The following is a 19,975-nucleotide window of genomic DNA, read 5'->3' as shown; positions in this document are numbered from 1 at the left end:
ACCGCCACCGGGCCCCCTTCCGTTCCTCCCCTTTACGCTGCCCGTACGGACAGCGCGGTCAGATGTCGAATACGCCGTCGCCGACGGACCGCTTCTCGCAGCTGCTGGCGAAGGTGCGCTGGTACCAGACGTACCTGCCGTCCCAGATGCCGTTGGCGGTGACCGTGACCGGATCCCAGATGAGCGGGCAGACGAGGTTCGGGTCCGCCTTGAGCCGGGCCGGGTCGCCCTGGACCTTCTCCAGGGTCTGGCAGGCCTCCACGGCGCTCGGATGGGTGCCGGTGACCGGATCGCAGGTCAGCAGCGCGAACCGTTGCGCGGGACGCGGCTGCTCGCCGCGGCTTACTGTCACAATCAGTGTGCGGCCGGCCGCGTCGCGCGCGGTGGTCGCCGTGTTCCCACCCGCGTGCGGCGTCCAGGCGGGACGCGGCGGAGGAGGAATGTGAGTGAGCGCGGACGGACCGGCCGCGATCACCGTACCGGCGAGTAGAGCAAGGAGTGGCTTCATGTCGATCCCCCCGTTTCGGCTGGTCGTCAGCCTCGCCAGGGGAGCGCCCCCGTTCAAGCGCCCACTCCGCGCGCTGGGTCAAATCTGACGTCCCGTCATTCACCCTGGTTCCACTGGTTTCATAACGAGCTGGCCAAGAAGCTGTGCCGCAACCGTGTGGATCTGGAAAAATCACCCCTTACCATCCATTTCCCCACGTTGAGAGGTCTCCGGTGGCCAGGCAGCTCGCACTCCTCCTCGGCGGCGTCGCCGCCGTCGCGAGTGCCGCCGCCATGCTCTGGACCCAGGGAGCCTCCCTCCCGGCCTCGGCCGCCGCGCCGCGCACGGCCCCGGCCTCCGCCGTGTACGAGGCGGCCTCGACGGCGATGCCGGCCGCCGGCCCGTCGAAGAACGGCGTGAGCGCGTTCCCGCTGGCGCCCACCGACGCCGACATGCAGCGGGTCGCCGCGTACTGGAGCCCGGAGCGGCTCAAGCAGGCCAGCAGCTACGAGCCGAGCACGAAGCCGTCGCCGCCGGGGAAGAGCGCGTCCAAGAGCCCCGCGAAGGCCGAGGTGAAGGGCCCGGCGAGGGGATCGGCCACCACGTCGGCGTTCGAGGTCCCCAAGGGGCCGGCGACGGCCTCCGGCCGGGCCCCCCTGAGCGCCCCGGCCCCCACCGCGCCGCCGATGGTCGGCAAGGTCTTCTTCAAGGTCGGCGAGAAGGAGTACTGGTGCTCCGCCTCGGCCGTCCACTCGCGGTACCACAACCTCGTGGCCACCGCCGGGCACTGCGCGTACGCGCTGGGCCAGGACAGGCCGGTCGAGAACTGGATTTTCATCCCCTCCTACCACGACGGGGTCACCAACGCCGGGATCTTCGTCGGCAACACCCTCTACATGCAGGAGGACTTCGCGGGCCAGGGCGACTTCGACCGCGACTACGCCTTCGTCACCGTGCACCGCGGGTTCACCTGGCAGGCGTACAAGGACGGCGCCCAGGTGAAGTACCGGGCGGTGAGCGCGGGACGGCTGGAGGACAAGGTGGGCGCCTTCCAGTTCTCCTCGAACAAGCCGATCGGGCGGCCCGTCGACGCCTTCGGCTATCCCGCCGGGGCCAACCCCGACGGCAGCCGCCCCTACGACGGGCAGACGGTCAAGAGCTGCGCCGGGACGACCGAGAAGAAGTTCGTCAGCGCCCCGACCTGGCAGCTCGAGCACGGCGTCCGGCTGCCGGGCTGCACGTTCACCTCCGGCGCGAGCGGCGGCCCCTGGGTGGTCGGCTACGACGCCGCCAAGCGCACCGGCTACCTGATCGGCGTGACGAGCCTGACCTGGAACCTCAACGGCGGCGGCAAGCTCGACGCGATCTCCGCGCCCTACTTCAACACGCTCACCCAGCGGGTCTACCTCCAGGCCGCCCGCCAGTCGACGAGCTGACCGTCTCGCGGCGCCAAGAGGATTAGACGTAGTCGATCGCGCCGCGGTGCCATCGAATAAACGTGATCCTCGTCACATTCCCCCTGTCGGCTGCCACCCTTGGTGATCGCGTTCTGACTGACGGATCACGCGAGGCGACCTGCGCGATCGTCACAAGACGATCTCGAAGCTGACATCGGTTGTGGAAGATCACGGAAAAGTCACGGCCCGCTGTGTGCGATCACCAGGTAAAGCAGGCGTAAATCGGGAGGGTAGTGTCTTGACTATCCCTTTACTGACCAGTGGGACGCGTGGGGCGTCTCACGACAGCACAGGAGTTTCATGAACACCCGAGTCAAGCGCCTGATCCTCCCCCTCGGGGGCGTAGCGGCCGCCGGCCTCATCGGGGCCACCCTGACGGTGCCGGCACAGGCCGCAGGCGACACCGCCTCGGACCCGCTGGCCACCAGTGGCATCGCCGCCAAGAACGTGGTCGCCTACTGGCTGGGCCAGAAGGCGGCCAACCTCGTCAACGCCTCGCCGTACGAGACCCAGGTCGTCGCCAAGCACATCTCCACGGGCGGCCCCTCCGCGGACAGCAAGCCCGGCACCGTCCCCGCCATCGGCGACGAGAAGAAGTCCGGCGGCACGTCGAAGAACGTCAACCTCCCCCGGACCACGGGCAAGGTGTTCTTCCGCGGCGCCGACGGCCGTCCGCACTGGTGCACCGCCACCTCCGTGCAGTCCCACTACCGCAACCTGGTCGCCACGGCGGGCCACTGCGTGTACGACACCAAGAGCAACAAGGCCACGCTCGACCGGTGGGTCTTCATCCCCGGTTACTACCAGGGCAAGGCCCCGTGGGGCATCTACGTCGGCAAGCAGGCGTTCACCCACTACGACTTCGACGTCTACGAGGACGGCGACCGCGACTACGCCTTCGTGACCGTTTACAACGGCCTCAAGGCCGGCCACGGCAGCAACCTCCGCGACACCGCCGAGTGGAACTGGAAGCAGGTCGACAAGGCCACCTACGACAAGTACGACCGCCACATCCGCGCGGCCAAGGGCGGCAAGTACTACATCCTCAAGTTCGTCGACGCCGGTCGCCTCGGCGACAACGTCGGCGGCCAGGGCCTGGCCTACAACCAGAAGCTCGGCAAGTCCGTCTACGTCTTCGGCTACCCGAGCGGGTCGCACCCGGACGGCAACCACGCCTTCACCGGCCAGACCCTCAAGTGGTCGTACGGCAAGACGTTCGCCGCCAAGGCCCCGTCCGTGAAGGCGGAGGAGCTGGTGGGCGTGAAGTCCTCCTTCACCGGTGAGGGCTCGTCGGGCTCGGCCTGGCTGCTCAGCTACAAGAACAGCCGCCGCCTCGGCTACCTGAACGGCGTCACCAGCGGCGTCTCGGACACCGACGGCAACAAGCGGATCGACACCAGCGTCTCCCCGTACTTCGACGGCGAGCTGTACGGCGTGTACAAGGCCGCGGCCGGCGTCTGGTCGGGCTCTATCGCCTAGGGACACGACCCCCGTTCCCAGCACCCCCCGAAAGGGCCCGGTCGCCTCGCGCGGCCGGGCCCTGCCGCGTTCCAGGGCATTGGAACGAGCACATTAGACGTAGCCCATCGGGAATCGGTGCCATCCACATTGTGTGATTTACATCACATCGGATGGTCATGACCGGGCGCACGGCGCCGTGGTCTCGACACGACGGTGGCGGTTCGTGGACCGTGACCACCTGCGCGAAATCACGAGACGATCTCGCATCCGACAAGTCCTGTGAAATGTCACAGAAAAGTCACGCCTCGCAGGTGCCATAAAAGGTCGGATAACACCCCACCACCTGCAAGATCGTCGCAGTAGTGTCCTGACATCCCTTTACTGACGCATGGGACGCATGATGCGTCTCACGACAGCGCAAGGAGCACCATGAACACCCGAGTCAAGCGCCTGGCACTCCCCCTCGGTGCCGCCGCCGTCACCGCCCTCGTGGGCTCCAGCCTCACGGCACCCGCGCAGGCCGCCGGTGACACGTCCTCCGACCCGCTGGCCACCACCGGCATCGCCGCGTACAACATCGCCGCCTACTGGTTCGCCGAGGAGTCGGCCAACCTGATCAACGCCTCGCCGTACGAGACCCAGGTCTCCGCCAAGCACATCTCCACCGGCGGCCCGGCTCCCGACAGCAAGCCCGGCGTGGTCCCGGCGATCGGCGACGAGAAGAAGTCGTCCTCGAAGTCCAAGAACGTCAACCTGCCCCGGACGACGGGCAAGGTCTTCTTCCTGGGCGCCGACGGCAAGCCGCACTGGTGCACCGCCACCTCGGTCCAGTCGCACTACCACAACCTCGTCGCGACGGCCGGCCACTGCGTCTACGACACCGACTCCAACAAGACCACGTTCGACAAGTGGGTCTTCGTCCCCGGCTACTACCAGGGCAAGACGCCGTGGGGCGTCTACGTCGGCAAGCAGGCGTTCACCCACTACGACTTCGACGTCTACGAGGACGGCGACCGCGACTACGCCTTCGTCACGGTCTACAACGGCCTCAAGGCCCCGCACGACGGCATCCAGAAGGACAACTGGGACACGGTCGGCACCTGGAAGGAGGTCGACAAGGCGACGTACGACACGTACGACCCCTACGTCCGCACGGACAGGGACGTCCTCGACCTCGACAAGGACGGCAACAAGAACGAGGCGTCCGGCGGCCACTACTACGTCTTCAAGTTCACCGACGCCGGTCGCCTCGGCGACAACGTCGGCGGCCAGGGCCTCGCGTACAACCAGAAGATCGGCAAGAAGGTCTTCGTCTTCGGCTACCCGAGCGGCTCCCACCCGGACGGCAACCACGCCTTCTCCGGCAGGACCCTCAAGTGGAGCTACGGCAAGACGTTCGCCGCCAAGGCCCCCGCGGTCAAGGCCGAGGAGCTGGTCGGCGTCAAGTCGTCCTTCACCGGTGAGGGCTCGTCGGGCTCGGCCTGGCTGCTCAACTACAAGAACAGCCGCCGCCTCGGCTACCTGAACGGCGTCACCAGCGGCGTCGCCGACACCGACGGCAACAAGCGGATCGACACCAGCGTCTCCCCCTACTTCGACGGCGAGACCTACGGCGTCTACAAGGCCGCCTCGAACGTCTGGTCCGGCTCCATCGCCTGACCGGGCACGCGGTGCGCGGCGTGAGGAGGCCGCGCACCGGCTGAACGGGAACTCCACCCTCACAGGAAGGCCCGGCCGCTTCGGCCGGGCCTTCCTGCTGCTTCTCAGGGCGCCGCGGGGCCATTTCCCTCGCCCGGCGCGTACGGCATCCCCTGGCCCGCCCCACCCCCTCGCCGCGCGGCCTCTCGGACCGTCGCCGCGGACGCCTTTCCGGCCGCCCCTTTCAGTTTCCCCGGTCAGTGCGGTTTCCCGATGTCGCCCCACCCCTTTCCGCTCCCGGAAGGCGCCGCGTCGGAAAAATTCTCCGCCTCCGTGTAAACCGGCGGGCCAGGTCGAGCGACTGGGGCCCGGCCGCCACTGCCAGGGCGAAACGCCTGGTCATCGGGGGTTCGCTGAGCGTTTTCTGTGTGACCTTCGTCACAGTGCGGACCTTTGCCAGGGCATCCACAAGGAGTCAGCAAACGCCGGAAAACGTCCGGAACTGCGGCAATGGTCCGATTGCGAAATGACAGCCGAGGCTTCCGCCCGTCAACCCGCGCCGCAGCCTCGTCTCCCGCCGATCGCCGCCTTCGGCCAGCCCTTAAATGCCGATTTTTTGAGCTATGTTGCTCCCGATCCCTTTCCTGACGCATGGGACGCAAGAGGCGTTCCACGACAGACCAAGGAGCACCACAATGAAGCGCACCATCGCCTTCGGTGGCCTCGTCGCCACCGCTGGCCTCCTGGCCGGGGGCCTCGCCGCCCCGGCTCAGGCCGCCGGTGACACCGCCAGCGACGCGCTGGCCAACAGCGGCATCGCGGCCTACTCCGTGGCCGCCTACTGGAAGGCCAACAACGCGGCCAACCTGATCGGCGCCACGCCGTACAACGTCGAGACCAAGACGGTCGCCAAGCACATCAGCAAGGGCGGCCCGGCTCCCGACAGCAAGCCCGGCATCGTGCCGGCCATCGGCGACGAGAAGAAGACCGCCGCCAAGTCGAAGAACGTGAACCTCCCGAAGACCACCGGCAAGGTGTTCTTCAAGGGTGCGGACGGCAAGCCGCACTGGTGCTCGGCCACCTCTGTGCAGTCGGCCTACCACAACCTGGTCGCGACCGCCGGTCACTGTGTCTACGACACGGAGTCCAACGCCGCGACGCTGGACAAGTGGGTCTTCATCCCCGGTTACTACCAGGGCAAGACCCCGTGGGGCATCTACGTCGGCAAGCAGGCGTTCACGCACTACGACTACGACGTGTACGAGGACGGCGACCGCGACTACGCGTTCGTCACCGTGTACAACGGTCTGAAGTTCGCGCACGACGGCGTCGTCCGGCCCTTCACGGACAACCCCGGCGGGTGGAAGGAAGTGTCGGCCGCGACCTTCGCGAACTTCCCCCGGTGGTTCCGTGACTGGGACAACAACGGCACCTACTGGTGCAAGCACGACGACAAGTACTACGTCTGGGCCTTCGAGGACGCCGGTCGCCTCGGCGACAACGTCGGCGGCCAGGGCCTGGCGTACAACCAGAAGGTCGGCCAGCCGGTCTTCGTGTTCGGCTACCCGAGCGGGTCGCACCCGGACGGCAACTACGCCTACTCCGGCAAGACCCTCAAGTGGAGCTACGGCAAGACCTTCGCCGCGCAGGCCCCCGCCATCAAGGGCGAGGAGCTCGTGGCCGTGAAGTCCTCCTTCACGGGCGAGGGCGCGCTGGGCTCCTCCTGGCTGCTGAAGTACAACAACGGTCGTCGCCTGGGCTACCTGAACGGTGTGACCATCGGCGTCTCCGACACCGACGGCAACGACCGTTTCGACACCAGCGTCTCCCCGTACTTCGACGGTGAGCTCTACGGTGTCTACAAGGCGGCCTACCCGCTCTGGTCCGGCTCGATCGCGGTTCCGTTCGAGTCGCCGGTTCTGCACTAGTAGTACCGGTTCAGACGTCGCACCTCTGAACCGGACAGCTTCACCCGGAAGGGCCCGGCCATCGGCCGGGCCCTTCCCTTTTTCCCGGGAAAAATCTCTCGCGCGCCGGTAAACCCGAACGGCCCTTTGAACGACGCTGCGCCTTTTGCCGGACCCTTAGACGGGACGCGGCGCAGACTCGTGCCATACAAAGGGTGTGATTTGCATCACAGGCGTTCGCCGCCAAAAGCAGCCGGAGCATGGGCACGGTCCACGACGGAAAGACAGCAGACGGGCCGCCAACTGCCTTTACTTCCCCTTTAACGGGTTGACTCCACAGGCTTGCGGCATGTCATTCAGATAACGCGACGGTCTCGGGGCCTGCGGGGTCAGGGGAGATCACAAATGGGGCATCACACCCCGATCACCGCGCTGTATGTTTCTCCCGATCCCTTTCCTGACGCATGGGACGCAAGAGGCGTTCCACGACAGACCAAGGAGTTCCCCATGAAGCGCACTCTCGCCTTCGGTGGCCTCGTCGCCACCGCCGGCCTGCTGGCCGCGGGTCTTTCGGCCCCGGCTCAGGCTGCCGGTGACACCGCCAGCGCCCCGCTGGCTTCGACGGGCATCCAGGCCAAGAACATCGCCGCGCTGTGGCTGGCCGAGAACGCGGCCAACCTGGTCAACGCCACGCCGTACAACGTCGAGACCAAGACGGTCGCCAAGCACATCAGCAAGGGCGGCCCGGCTCCCGACAGCAAGCCCGGTGTGGTTCCGGCCATCGGCGACGAGAAGAAGACCGCCGCCAAGTCGAAGAACGTGAACCTCCCGAAGACCACCGGCAAGGTGTTCTTCGCGGACGGCTTCAAGTGGGTTGCCGGCCCCCGTGGCCACTGGTACCCGCAGGCCGTCAACCCGCACTGGTGCACCGCGACCTCGGTTCAGTCCGCGTACCACAACCTGGTCGCGACCGCCGGTCACTGTGTCTACGACACGGAGGCCAACAAGGCGACGCTGAACTACTGGGTCTTCGTCCCGGGTTACTACCAGGGCAAGACCCCGTGGGGCATCTACGTCGGCAAGCAGGCCTTCACGCACTACGACTACGACGTCTACGAGGACGGCGACCGCGACTACGCGTTCGTCACCGTCTACAACGGCATCAAGATGCCGCACGACGGCTTCGCGGGCTACTGGCAGCTCATCAAGGACGGCAAGTGGGACGAGCTGAAGTCGTACGCCGACTTCAAGGAGACCGACAAGGCCACCTACGACGCCTACAAGAAGGAGGGCGTCCTGCCCGCCTTCATGAAGGACGGCAAGTACTACGTGTACAAGTTCGCCGACGCCGGCCGGCTCGGTGACAACGTGGGTGGTCAGGGCCTTGCCTACAACCAGAAGATCGGCCAGCCGGTCTTCGTGTTCGGCTACCCGAGCGGCTCGCACCCGGACGGCGACCACGCCTTCTCCGGCAAGACCCTCAAGTGGAGCTACGGCAAGACCTTCGCCGCGCAGGCCCCGGCCATCAAGGCCGAGGAGCTGCAGGGCGTGAAGTCCTCCTTCACCGGTGAGGGCGCGCTCGGCTCGGCGTGGCTGCTGAAGTACAACAACGGCCGTCGCCTGGGCTACCTGAACGGCGTGACCATCGGCGTCTCCGACACCGACGGCAACGACCGTTACGACACCAGCGTCTCCCCGTACTTCGACGGCGAGACCTACGGCGTCTACAAGGCGGCCTACTCGCTCTGGTCCGGCTCGATCGCCTAACTCTCTCTCTGAGAGACCACGCGGTCAGCTCCTGTTCGACCCGAATGGCCCGGCTCTTGAGCCGGGCCATTCGGCGTTTTCCGGCATTGTCCGCCGAAAAGAGGGCCTGCTTTTCGTCAGGTCCGGGAAACGCGCGGAGGTAAACCTCTCGGCCTCCCTAGACGTCGTCCCCGGAATCGCCGCCATGCCGTTTCCGCGGGTGAGGTCGATTCAGCGGGACGGGTGGCCGCAATGGTGCCGCAGAAAGCCTGTGAAGCCATTCATCAATGGCCGGAGCTGCGGCGATGAACCGTTCCAGGAAGGTGACCGTTAGCTTTGCCAACGGTCATCGAGACAAAGAGAGCGTCACGACGCGGGCCGGTCCCACGACGCGGAGAAAGAGGGCCTACCGGACGCGAGCGCGTGCCGGCGGCCCCGCTCCCGTCAACACGCCGGGGTCGCCGACGTTCATCCGTTCCACCCCGAAGGGCCCGGCTTCCACAGTCGCGGCCCTTCGGCGTTCCCGCCCGCGGAACGCTCCACCGGAGCGCCTCCCCGTCGAGCCATGACGGCCGAAGCGGAGAAAGTTAGACGGAAAAGATGCCGATTCGGCTCCCTGATCTTGATGTGATTTACATCACATCGCGGACCTCGGAATTCGATCATCGATGATCCGGCAGCTAGGGACCACTACGCCCCCGAACTGCACACTCATCCTGGATCGCGGTGCTTCGACCTCCCTGGAAGCACGGTAACGGCTCGATAACGACCGATGGACCGGTCCCCCGGCTCGCCCGATCGTCGTCGAACTCCAAGGTTCGCCCGCTATGTTCCCAGCGATCCCTTTCCTGACGTTTGGGGCGCATGAGGCGTTCCGCGACAGACCAAGGAGTTTCAACCGTGAAGCGCACCCTCGCATTCGCTGGCCTCGTGGCCACCACCGGCATCCTCGCGGCGGGCCTGGCCGTCCCGGCGCAGGCGTCCGGCACCGTCTCCACCGACACCCTCGCCACCTCGAACTACGCCGCCCAGCAGGTGGCCGCGTTCTGGTACGGCCAGCGTGCCGCCAACCTGCAGAACGCGACGCCGTACAACGTGGAGACGGCCGTCACCACCAAGCACGTGTCGACCGGCGGGCCCGCCGCCGACAGCAAGGCCGGTGTGGTGCCGGCGATCGGCGACGAGAAGAAGTCGTCCAGCACCTCGAAGAACGTCAACCTGCCCAAGACCACGGGCAAGGTGTTCTTCCAGGGCGCTGACGGCAAGCCGCACTGGTGCTCGGCGACGTCCGTGCAGTCGACCTACCACAACCTTGTGGCGACGGCGGGTCACTGCGTGTACGACACCAAGTCGAACAAGGACACGCTGAACTACTGGATCTTCGTCCCGGGCTACTACCAGGGCAAGACCCCGTGGGGCATCTACGTCGGCAAGCAGGCCTTCACCCACTACGACTACGACGTCTACGAGGACGGCGACCGCGACTACGCGTTCGTCACCGTCTACAACGGCGTCAAGCTCGACACCACCAAGACCGGGTGGGTGAAGAAGTACACCGACGCGACCGCCGACGACAAGGCGGCGGCCGACGCCAAGAAGGCCGGCTACCTCAGCTGGACGGGCAAGGACGGCGTGCGGTACGTCGAGTACCTCCCGCTGGCCGACGCCGGTCGTCTCGGCGACAACGTCGGCGGCCAGGGCCTGGCCTACAACCAGAAGATCGGCCAGCCGGTCTTCATGTTCGGCTACCCCGACGGCAAGCACCCCGACGGCAACCAGGCCTTCACCGGCAAGACCCTCAAGTGGAGCTACGGCAAGACCTTCGCCGCGCAGGCCCCGGCCATCAAGGCCGAGGAGCTGCAGGGCCTGAAGTCCTCCTTCACCGGTGAGGGCTCGCTCGGCTCCTCCTGGCTGCTGAAGTACAGCAACAGCCGCCGCCTCGGTTACCTGAACGGCGTGACCATCGGCGTCTCCGACACCGACGGCAACAAGCGGTACGACACCAGCGTCTCCCCGTACTTCGACGGCGAGACCTACGGCGTCTACAAGTCCGCCGCCTCCACCTGGTCCGGCAAGATCGTCTGATCTCCTCGGAGATCGTGCCGATCATCGGCGTGACCGGACAGGGCCCGGCTCATTCGAGCCGGGCCCTGTGCCGTTCCCCGTCCTTCCGGCGTGAGATCGCCGGAAGTGGACGCGAGCCGGCCCGGCATGTGTATGCTTCCGACTGATCAGAGGGCTCCGGCGCGTGCGCCGGAGCCTTCGGCGTATCCGGGGCCGTTAGACGCGCGAGGGCCGGTTCCGGTGCCACAGGAGAGGTGTGATTTAGCTCACACCACTACTTTCGCTCCTGCCACAGAAGTCCCAGGGTTTTCCCAGGCTTCACTGTCCGTATCTGACCCGTGATCTGCGCATACGTCGGTCAAGTCAGCAAAGATCCGTCATGTCGGTCAATGTCACGGAACGATCACGCCGCTTCAGGGGTGCTCGGCGGCAGCTCGAACGGCTTCCGCAGCCGAAGATCGCCCATGTATGGTCCTGGCCATCCCTTTACTGACGCATGGGACGCATGAGGCGTTCCACGACAGACCAAGGAGTTCCCCCATGAAGCGCACTCTCGCCTTCGGTGGTCTGGTCGCCACCTCCGGCCTGCTGGCCGCCGGCCTCGCCGCCCCGGCCCACGCCGCGGGTGACGTCGCCAGCGACCCGCTGTCCGCGACCGGTATCGCCTCCCAGGCCGTCGCCTCCTACTGGTACGGAAACCACGCCGCGAACCTGATCGGCGCGACCCCGTACAACGTGGAGACCATGGTCACGTCGAAGCACGTGTCGACGGGTGGCCCGGCTCCCGACAGCAAGCCCGGCATCGTGCCGGCGATCGGCGACGAGAAGAAGACCGCCAGCAAGTCGAAGAACATCAACCTTCCCAAGACCACGGGCAAGGTGTTCTTCGAGGGCGCCGACGGCAAGCCGCACTGGTGCTCGGCCACCTCCGTGCAGTCCGCCTACCACAACCTGGTGGCGACCGCTGGTCACTGTGTCTACGACACGGAGTCCAACGCCTCCACCCTGAAGAACTGGGTCTTCATCCCGGGTTACTACCAGGGCAAGACCCCGTGGGGCATCTACGTGGGTAAGCAGGCCTTCACCCACTACGACTACGACGTCTACGAGGACGGCGACCGCGACTACGCGTTCGTCACCGTCTACAACGGCCTCAAGACGCCCCACGACGGGATCGGCGACAGCAAGGACGCCAACGGCAAGGTGATTCCCGACTGGTACGCCGTCGGGGACTACAAGGAGGTCAGCGAGCAGGACGCTGCCGCCTACGCCAAGGCCGGGTACTACAACGTCTACTACACGACGGACAAGGACGGCAAGAAGCACTGGTACACCTGGAAGTTCGTTGACGCCGGTCGTCTCGGCGACAACGTGGGTGGCCAGGGCCTCGCGTACAACCAGAAGGTGGGCAAGCCCGTCTTCGTGTTCGGCTACCCGAGCGGGTCGCACCCGGACGGCAACCACGCCTACTCCGGCAACACCCTCAAGTGGAGCTACGGCAAGACCTTCGCCGCCCAGGCCCCGGCCATCAAGGGCGAGGAGCTCGTCGGCGTCAAGTCGTCCTTCACCGGCGAGGGCGCCATCGGTTCGTCGTGGCTGCTGAACTACAAGAACACCCGCCGTCTCGGCTACCTGAACGGTGTGACCATCGGCGTCTCCGACACCGACAAGAACAACCGGATCGACACCAGCGTCTCCCCGTACTTCGACGGTGAGCTCTACGGTGTCTACAAGGCGGCGTACTCGCTCTGGTCCGGCTCGATCGCCTAACTCCTGGTCTTCCAGGACAACAGCGATCGGCGGTCAGGGGTCCAAACCCTGACAACCTGCTTCACACAGGGCCCGGCTCTCCAGCCGGGCCCTGTGCCTTTTCCGGGCCTGTCGGCATGCTCCGCCTACCGCGGCCGTGGGCGTCCTGACACGAGGCGCCGCGCGCGAACGCCGCAACCCCGACGCACGAGAGCCGACTTCGGTGCCCGCAGATCCCTGTGATTCCGGTCACACCAATAATCACAAAGGCACCAGATGCCCCCAAACTCCCAGGATCCTCCCAGAGTTCCCAGGAGCGTTTCTGTTCTGTGATCTGCAAGGACGATCACATGCGTCACAGTGACGTCACTAAAAGCAATGATCACGATCAGATCTCACAGCTTCACGTGTCCGTTCCGAGGCGAATCGGCGGGTTCCTGCGCCCAAGATCGCCCCTGTATGGTCCTGACCGTCCCTTTACTGACGCATGAGGCGCATGAGGCGTCTCACGACAGACCAAGGAGCTCCACCGTGAAGCGCACCCTCGCCTTCGGCGGCGTCGTCGCCGCCACCGGCCTCCTCGCGGCGGGCCTGGCCGTCCCGGCGCAGGCGTCCGGCACCGTCTCCAGCGACAACCTGACCACCACGAACTACGCCGCCCAGCAGGTGGCCACGTTCTGGTTCGGTCAGCGTGCGGCCAACCTCCAGCAGGCCACGCCGTACAACGTGGAGACGACCGTCTCCTCCAAGCACGTCTCGACCGGCGGCCCGGCCCCCGACACCAAGCCGGGTGTCGTCCCCGCCATCGGCGACGAGAAGAAGACGACGAGCACCTCGAAGAACGTCAACCTGCCCAAGACCACGGGCAAGGTGTTCTTCATCGGCGCCGACCACCGGCCGCACTGGTGCACCGCCACCTCCGTGCAGTCCTCGTACCACAACCTGGTCGCCACGGCCGGGCACTGCGTGTACGACACCGCGAGCAACAAGGCCACGCTCGACAAGTGGGTCTTCGTCCCGGGCTACTACCAGGGCAAGACCCCCTGGGGCATCTACGTCGGCAAGACGGCCTTCACCCACTACGACTACGACGTCTACGAGGACGGCGACCGCGACTACGCCTTCGTCACCGTGTACAACGGTGTCAAGCTGGGCGCGGACCAGTACAAGTGGGTGAAGTACGACGACGCCACCGCCGAGCAGAAGGCGGCGGCCGACGCCAAGAAGGCCGGCTACCTCGTCTGGACGATCAGGGGCGTGAAGTACATCGAGTACATCGCGCTCGAGGACGCCGGTCGCCTGGGCGACAACGTCGGCGGCCAGGGCCTGGCCTACAACCAGAAGGTCGGCGGCTCGGTCTTCGTGTTCGGCTACCCGAGCGGGTCGCACCCCGACGGGACCTCCCCCTTCACCGGCAAGACCCTCAAGTGGTCGTACGGCAAGACCTTCGCCGCGACCGCGCCCTCCATCAAGGGCGAGGAGATGGTCGGCGTGAAGTCCTCCTTCACGGGTGAGGGCTCGATCGGTTCGGCCTGGCTGACCCAGTACAAGAGCACCCGCCGTCTCGGCTACCTGGACGGCGTCACCGCCGCCGTCTCGGACACCGACGGCAACAAGCGCATCGACACCAGCATCTCCCCGTACTTCGACGGCGAGACCTACGGTGTCTACAAGTCGGCCTCCGCCACGTGGTCCGGCAAGATCGCCTGACGTCGCGGCACTCGCGCTGACTGATCGCCTCACACAGGGCCCGGCCTCCTTCCCGCCGGGCCCTGTGCCTTTTCCGGACCGGTTCCGCGAACCGTTTCCGAAGTGAAACCCATGCGCTGTATGTTCCGTTGCATCCCTTTACTGACGCATGGGGCGCAGGACGCGCTCCACGTACAGCGCGAGGAGTCCCGTTGAAACGCATCCTCATCCCCGTGTGGGGTGTGGTGGCGACCGCCGTGCTGCTCATGTCGGGCACGCCGGCCCCCGCTCAGGCATACGACATCTTCGTCACCCGGGTCCTGTCCACACCGGCCGAGGCCGGGACCACCCTGGCCTACTGGCTCAGGGACGACGGCCGCGCCCTCACCGAGGCGGCGCCGTACACCCTGACCACCCGGATCGCGGCGCTCCCGGCGGCCGCCCCCGTCCCCGACGGCAGACCCGGCCTCGTGCCTGCCGCCGGTCAGGAGGGCAGGGCGCCCGTCACGTCCAAGAACGTGAACCTCCCCAGGACCACCGGCAGGGCCTTCTTCGTCGGCTCCGGCGACCACCCGTACTGGTGCGCGGCCACCTCCGTGCAGTCCGACCACCGCAACCTGGTCGCGACAGCCGGTCACTGCGTCTTCGACATCGCCTCAGGCACGGCCTTCCGGCGCTGGATGTTCGTGCCGGGCTTCGCCGGCGGCGGCGCGACCCCCTGGGGCGTCTACGTGGGCAGCCAGGCCTACACCCACCACGACTTCGCCGCGTACCGGGACCTCGACCGCGACTACGCCTTCGTCGGCGTCCTCAACGGCGTCACCCCCACCCGCGTGCGCCTGCCCAGCCTGTCGCGGTACGCCGCGTTCGCCGGGGGCCTCAAGTACCGGGTGACCGGCGCGGGCGTGACGAGCTACGTCGGTGTGCGGCTGACCGACGCCGGCCGCCTGGGCGACAGGGTCGGCGGGCAGGGCCTCGCCTACAACCTCCGCGTCGGACGACCCCTCGCGATCTTCGGCTACCGCTCCGGACCCGGTACGGCCGCCCGGTCGGCGGGCACGCCGTTCGCGGCCCAGGACCTGTCGATCAAGGCCGAGGAGCTGGTCGGGATCCGGGCCGCGGCCCCCAGCGTGTCCGGGTCGTCCTGGCTGGCCGGCTACCGGAGCGTGCGCGGCCTCGGCTACCTGAACGGGCTGACGATCGGGCAGTCCGGCGCCACCAGCCTGTCGCCGTACTTCGACGGAGAGCTGGCCGCCGTTTACGGCGTCGCGCGCGGCATCTGGACCGGCTCCGTGGACCTGCGTCAGGACCTGTGAGAGCAGCCGCCGGGGGGCGCGGGTGCACGCGCCCCTCCCGGCGGCTGACGAGCGCCCGAATTAGCCCCTTTTTGGCAATTCCGACAGCCCATAGCCGCCCTCGGCCCACCTAAAACCCGAAAAACCCAAATTCCCCTTGAGTCTTCTTATTTCCGGCTTATCGACAGGTGCCCCGGTGCTGTAGGTTCCTGACATCCCTTTACTGACGCATGGGGCGCAAGTGACGTCCCACGTACAGCGCGAGGAGCGAACCCCTCATGAAGAAGCGCATGCTTCTCCCCCTCGGCGGCGCCGTCGTCGCGGCCGGTCTCACCGCCGCCGCGGCGGTACCCGTGCAGGCGGCCCCGACGACGTCCACCGCGAAGCTGAGCTCGGCTGCCGGCGCGGCGGACATCCTCACCTTCTGGACCGAGGACAACGGCGCCAACCTCAAGGCCGCCGACCCGTACGGCGTGGAGCACAAGTCCGTCCCCAAGCTCGTGTCGAAGGGCGCCCCCGCGGCCGACGGCAAGCCGGGCGTGGTCCCCGCGATCGGTGACGAGAAGAAGAGCACCGCCAAGACGAAGAACGTCAACCTGCCGAAGACGGTCGGCCGGGTGTTCTTCACGATCGGCAACGACCTGTACTCCTGCTCGGCCTCGTCGATCCAGTCGCAGTACCGCAACCTGGTCGCCACCGCCGGCCACTGCGTCTACGACCTCGACGGCAACGGCGCGACGGTCAAGCGGTGGATCTTCATCCCGGGCTACTACGACGGCAAGGCCCCCTGGGGCATCTACGTCGGCAAGCAGGCCTTCACCCACTACGACTTCGACGTCTACGAGGACGGCGACCGCGACTACGCCTTCGTCACGGTCTACAACGGCATCGGCTGGGACCACGAGAAGAAGGTCTGGGTCGACCTCGGCGCGCTGGGCAAGAACGTCGGCGGCCAGGGCCTCGCCTACAACCAGAAGGTGGGCGCTCCCGTCTTCGTGTTCGGCTACCCGGCGGCCCCGCACGACGACGGCGACTACGCCTGGTCGGGCGAGAAGCTCAAGTGGTGCTACGGCAAGCCGTTCTTCCCCGTCGCCGAGGCCTCGGTGAAGGTGGAGGAGCAGATCGGCCTGAAGTGCGCCATGACCGGCGGCTCCTCCGGCGGCCCGTGGATCCTGAAGTACAGCAGCGCCCGCCGCGTCGGCTACATCAACGGCGTCACCAGCCTCGGCGGGGACACCGACGACAACGGCCGCAGCGACCTGATCACCTCGCCGTACTTCGACGGTGAGACCTACGGCGTCTACAAGGCCGCCTACCCGCTGTGGTCGGGCTCGATCGTCCGCAAGGACGGCTCGCTCGGCATCACCGAGGCCCGCTCGGAGTAGCGGCACCCCTCATCGCGAGGATCGCTCGTCGAAAGGGGCCCGGCCGTCGCGCCGGGCCCCTTTTCCCGTCGAGGGCGCCGGGTCCCCCGAGCGGACCCGGCGCCGCGCCGTATAGCCGCGCCGTATACCCGTCCGGTGCGTCACACCGCCGCGGGCGCTCTCGCCTCGGCGGGGGCGGCGATCCGTTCGAGGACCTCCGCGACGTCCGGCTCCGCGGCGTACGGCGCGAGCCTGCGGCGCATGTCCCTCACGTACGTCGTGGTCCTGGCCGACTGGATGCCCCCGGCGAGGTCGAGGGCGGAATGGGCCGTCGCGCAGGCCTCCTCGATCTCGCCCTGCTGGACGAGGGCCGAGGCGAGCAGCGACAGGTTGAACATCTTCCCCCGCACGTAGCGCCCGTCCATCCGCAGGGACCGCCGGGCGTGCCGTACCGCCCTCGCGCCGTCGCCGAGGTCGCGCAGGCAGTGGGCGACCTTGGCCGACATGTACGCCTCGTCGAAGTAGCCGATCCACGGAGGCTCCTCCGTGGGCGAGCGGCGGTCGAACGCCACCTCCGCCTCGTGCAGCGACGCCCCGCAGGCGGCGGCGTCCCCCAGCCGGGCGTGCGCGTGCGCCTCCAGCACCCGCGCCTCTGCCGCCAGGGAGAAGACGCCCGACCGCTGCGCCGCCGCCGCCGCGGCCCGGGCCAGGTCGAGCCCGTGCCGGGGGTGCCCGATGTAGACGGCCTGGTGGCTCATGCCGGCGAGGATCTCGCCGCCGAGGCCGTGGTCGCCGGCGTTGCGGGCGAGCCCGAGCGCCTGGATGAGGTAGCGCTGGGCCAGACCGTGCTGCTCCAGGTCGTAGGTCATCCAGCCGGCGAGGCGGGTCAGCTCGGCCGCCGCGGTGGCGAGCGCCCGGCCGGTGCCCTCGCCGTACGAGCCGTCGCGCAGGAGCGGCGTCACGGCGGTGTGCAGGTAGCGCACGACCGGGCCGCGGATGCTGCCGCCGCCGAACCGGTTGTCCAGTTCGCTGAACGAGCGGGTGACCTCCCTGATCGCCGCGACGTCGGAGACGCCCACCCGGCGCGGGCCGTCCGCGGACAGCCGCTCCCGGGGTGCCTTCGTCAGCCAGTGGACGATCCCGGCGGAGCCGGCTCCCAGGGCGAAGGTGGAGTCGAGCAGGAACCTGCGCCGCTCGACATCGGCCTTCCACAGTGCTGTCACGCTTGCCACACCCTCCTCCCACGTATGGGGGAACTCCTGTCCGAGGTCGGAGGGGACGGCGCCGCACGACATGCCGAGGTCCTCGGCGGACACCTGCCGTCCGAGCCGCAGCGAGAAGATCTCCGCGAGCAGCGCGGGGACCGGCTCACGCGGGCGTCGTCCGCCGATCCAGCGCAGCACCGAGCCGTGGTCGTACCTCATCCCCCGCAGCCCGCGGGCCGAGCCGAGCCCGTTCAGCCGGCGCGCGAGGCCGGCGCGGGAGAGCCCGGCCTCGGCGAGGTGCTGCTGGAGCAGCCGGTTGGGGTCGCGTCGCATCCCTCTCCTCACCAGGACAGGCATAGCCGATAGGTAACGGAGAGCTTTCTTTATAGCACGGACCGTGAACCCCTAAAGGGATTCCCAAGCCTTCGCGGACGCGACAGGGCCGTGACCCGCCCTGAATGTGGGGGTCACGGCCCTTATCGGAACAGCGTGCGCCGAGACTCGGCGCCGTACGGAGCTACTTGCGGGCGACGCCGTCCTCGCGCGCCTGCGCGGCGACGGCGGCGCTCACGGCCGGGGCGACCCGGGCGTCGAACGGCGAGGGGATGACGTAGTCCTCCGCGACGTCGTCACCGATCACGGACGCCAGCGCCGTGGCGGCGGCGACCTTCATGTTCTCGGTGACGGTCCTGGCCCGGACGTCGAGCGCCCCGCGGAAGACGCCGGGGAAGGCCAGCACGTTGTTGATCTGGTTGGGGAAGTCGGACCGGCCGGTGGCCACGACCCGGGCGTAGCGGGCCGCCACGTCGGGCTCGACCTCGGGCGTCGGGTTGGACAGCGCGAACACGATGGCGTCCGGCGCCATCGAGGCGACGGCCTGCTCGGAGACCGTCGACCCGGACAGGCCGATGAAGACGTCGGCCCCGGCCAGGGCCTGCTCGGTCGACCCCTTGTGGCCCACCCGGTTGGTGTCGGCGGCGAGGGCCTCCTTGACGGGGTTCAGCCCCTCCCGTCCCGAGTAGAGGACGCCCTTGGAGTCGGAGACCGCGATGTCGCCGATGCCGGCGCCGAGCAGGATGCGCGTGACGGCCACGCCGGAGGCGCCCGCGCCCGCGACCACGGCGCGCAGGTCGCCGAGGGACCGCCCGGTGAGGCGGGCCGCGTTCTGCAGGGCGGCCAGCACCACGATGGCGGTGCCGTGCTGGTCGTCGTGGAAGACGGGGATGTCGAGCAGATCGCGCAGCCGGTTCTCCACCTCGAAGCAGCGCGGGGCGCTGATGTCCTCGAGGTTGACGCCGCCGAACGACGGCGCGAGCCGCACCACGGTCTCGACGAGCGCGTCCACGTCGGTGGTGTCGAGGCAGATCGGCACCGCGTCCACGTTGCCGAACTCCTTGAACAGCAGGGCCTTGCCCTCCATCACGGGCATGGCGGCGGCGGGCCCGATGTCGCCGAGCCCCAGCACGGCGGTGCCGTCGGAGACCACGGCCACGACGTTGGAGACCCAGGTGTAGTCGTTGACGAGGTCGTGGTTGTCGGCGATGGCCGTGCAGACGCGGGCGACCCCCGGCGTGTAGGCGAGGGACAGGTCGTCCGCGTCGCGGACCGGAACGGTGGAACGGACCTCGAGCTTTCCGCCGCGGTGCAGCGCGAAGGCGGGATCCAGGTCGAGAGATGCCAAGGAGACAGGTGAGACGGTCACAGCGACCCCAGTGTCGAAAGGACGAATTCCTTCGGTAGACGCCGTCAAGAGCACGAGAGCCCAGGCTTCGGTAGCCGCCGGAGGCCGTCGTCGTTGACGGTCGTCTCTTGAGGGGGTTACGGGGGTCACCCGTCTCCTGATTGTGCCACATCATGAGACACCCGCCGCTGTCACCTCCGACACACATCGTTCACGGTACGAGTGTTCCCCC

General features: G+C 67.7%; 13 protein-coding genes. 10 read left to right on the top strand and 3 right to left on the bottom strand.

Annotated elements, in window-relative coordinates:
• Window positions 1-58 precede the first annotated feature (58 nt).
• Complete coding sequence (locus MPTA5024_RS30980; RefSeq protein WP_198167513.1) at window positions 59-352, bottom strand: SSI family serine proteinase inhibitor; 294 nt, start codon at window positions 350-352, stop codon at window positions 59-61.
• Window positions 353-720: 368 nt separating this feature from the next.
• Between MPTA5024_RS30980 and MPTA5024_RS30975 the strand changes: the two genes are divergently transcribed.
• The 10 genes from MPTA5024_RS30975 (at window position 721) to MPTA5024_RS30930 (ending at window position 16,878) form a co-directional block, all read left to right on the top strand.
• Complete coding sequence (locus MPTA5024_RS30975; protein ID WP_051458899.1) at window positions 721-1,923, top strand: trypsin-like serine peptidase; 1,203 nt, start codon at window positions 721-723, stop codon at window positions 1,921-1,923.
• A 321-nt stretch (window positions 1,924-2,244) separates the two neighbouring features.
• Complete coding sequence (locus MPTA5024_RS30970; protein ID WP_036331166.1) at window positions 2,245-3,423, top strand: trypsin-like serine peptidase; 1,179 nt, start codon at window positions 2,245-2,247, stop codon at window positions 3,421-3,423.
• 411 nt (window positions 3,424-3,834) lie between these two features.
• On the top strand, window positions 3,835-5,064 hold the full coding sequence (locus tag MPTA5024_RS30965) for a trypsin-like serine peptidase (protein ID WP_036331164.1): 1,230 nt from the start codon (window positions 3,835-3,837) through the stop codon (window positions 5,062-5,064).
• 674 nt (window positions 5,065-5,738) lie between these two features.
• A complete protein-coding gene (locus MPTA5024_RS30960) occupies window positions 5,739-6,971 on the top strand; it encodes a trypsin-like serine peptidase (RefSeq protein ID WP_036331162.1) in 1,233 nt (410 codons plus the stop codon).
• 486 nt (window positions 6,972-7,457) lie between these two features.
• Complete coding sequence (locus tag MPTA5024_RS30955; RefSeq protein WP_036331161.1) at window positions 7,458-8,717, top strand: hypothetical protein; 1,260 nt, start codon at window positions 7,458-7,460, stop codon at window positions 8,715-8,717.
• Window positions 8,718-9,596: 879 nt separating this feature from the next.
• Window positions 9,597-10,781: a trypsin-like serine peptidase gene (locus tag MPTA5024_RS30950; RefSeq protein WP_036331159.1), complete on the top strand. Its 1,185-nt coding sequence runs from the start codon at window positions 9,597-9,599 to the stop codon at window positions 10,779-10,781.
• 519 nt (window positions 10,782-11,300) lie between these two features.
• The gene (locus MPTA5024_RS30945; protein WP_036331158.1) at window positions 11,301-12,530 is read left to right on the top strand and encodes a trypsin-like serine peptidase; all 1,230 of its coding nucleotides are present in this window, start codon (window positions 11,301-11,303) and stop codon (window positions 12,528-12,530) included.
• Window positions 12,531-13,040: 510 nt separating this feature from the next.
• On the top strand, window positions 13,041-14,219 hold the full coding sequence (locus MPTA5024_RS30940; RefSeq protein ID WP_036331156.1) for a trypsin-like serine peptidase: 1,179 nt from the start codon (window positions 13,041-13,043) through the stop codon (window positions 14,217-14,219).
• 191 nt (window positions 14,220-14,410) lie between these two features.
• Complete coding sequence (locus MPTA5024_RS30935) at window positions 14,411-15,514, top strand: trypsin-like serine peptidase (RefSeq protein ID WP_036331155.1); 1,104 nt, start codon at window positions 14,411-14,413, stop codon at window positions 15,512-15,514.
• 257 nt (window positions 15,515-15,771) lie between these two features.
• A complete protein-coding gene (locus MPTA5024_RS30930) occupies window positions 15,772-16,878 on the top strand; it encodes a trypsin-like serine peptidase (protein ID WP_036331154.1) in 1,107 nt (368 codons plus the stop codon).
• A 140-nt stretch (window positions 16,879-17,018) separates the two neighbouring features.
• On the opposite strand, the gene MPTA5024_RS30925 is transcribed toward MPTA5024_RS30930, so the two are convergent.
• Both MPTA5024_RS30925 and MPTA5024_RS30920 read right to left on the bottom strand, forming a co-directional pair.
• Window positions 17,019-18,395: a hypothetical protein gene (locus MPTA5024_RS30925; RefSeq protein WP_036331153.1), complete on the bottom strand. Its 1,377-nt coding sequence runs from the start codon at window positions 18,393-18,395 to the stop codon at window positions 17,019-17,021.
• Between the two features lie 184 nt (window positions 18,396-18,579).
• A complete protein-coding gene (locus MPTA5024_RS30920) occupies window positions 18,580-19,743 on the bottom strand; it encodes an NAD(P)-dependent malic enzyme (protein WP_232326720.1) in 1,164 nt (387 codons plus the stop codon).
• Window positions 19,744-19,975 lie beyond the last annotated feature (232 nt).

This window comes from Microbispora sp. ATCC PTA-5024 (assembly GCF_000511135.2).
In the GTDB taxonomy this organism is placed as follows: domain Bacteria; phylum Actinomycetota; class Actinomycetes; order Streptosporangiales; family Streptosporangiaceae; genus Microbispora; species Microbispora corallina.
Note: the sequence above shows the minus strand (reverse complement) of the source record. Positions and strands in the feature narration are given on the sequence as shown.

Bases quoted from the DNA above. Each gene is read 5' to 3' on its own strand.
- MPTA5024_RS30925 (WP_036331153.1), bottom strand. From the start codon at position 18,395: ATGCGACGCGACCCCAACCGGCTGCTCCAGCAGCACCTCGCCGAGGCC.
- MPTA5024_RS30955 (WP_036331161.1), top strand. From the start codon at position 7,458: ATGAAGCGCACTCTCGCCTTCGGTGGCCTCGTCGCCACCGCCGGCCTG.
- MPTA5024_RS30965 (WP_036331164.1), top strand. From the start codon at position 3,835: ATGAACACCCGAGTCAAGCGCCTGGCACTCCCCCTCGGTGCCGCCGCC.
- MPTA5024_RS30945 (WP_036331158.1), top strand. From the start codon at position 11,301: ATGAAGCGCACTCTCGCCTTCGGTGGTCTGGTCGCCACCTCCGGCCTG.
- MPTA5024_RS30970 (WP_036331166.1), top strand. From the start codon at position 2,245: ATGAACACCCGAGTCAAGCGCCTGATCCTCCCCCTCGGGGGCGTAGCG.
- MPTA5024_RS30930 (WP_036331154.1), top strand. From the start codon at position 15,772: ATGAAGAAGCGCATGCTTCTCCCCCTCGGCGGCGCCGTCGTCGCGGCC.
- MPTA5024_RS30960 (WP_036331162.1), top strand. From the start codon at position 5,739: ATGAAGCGCACCATCGCCTTCGGTGGCCTCGTCGCCACCGCTGGCCTC.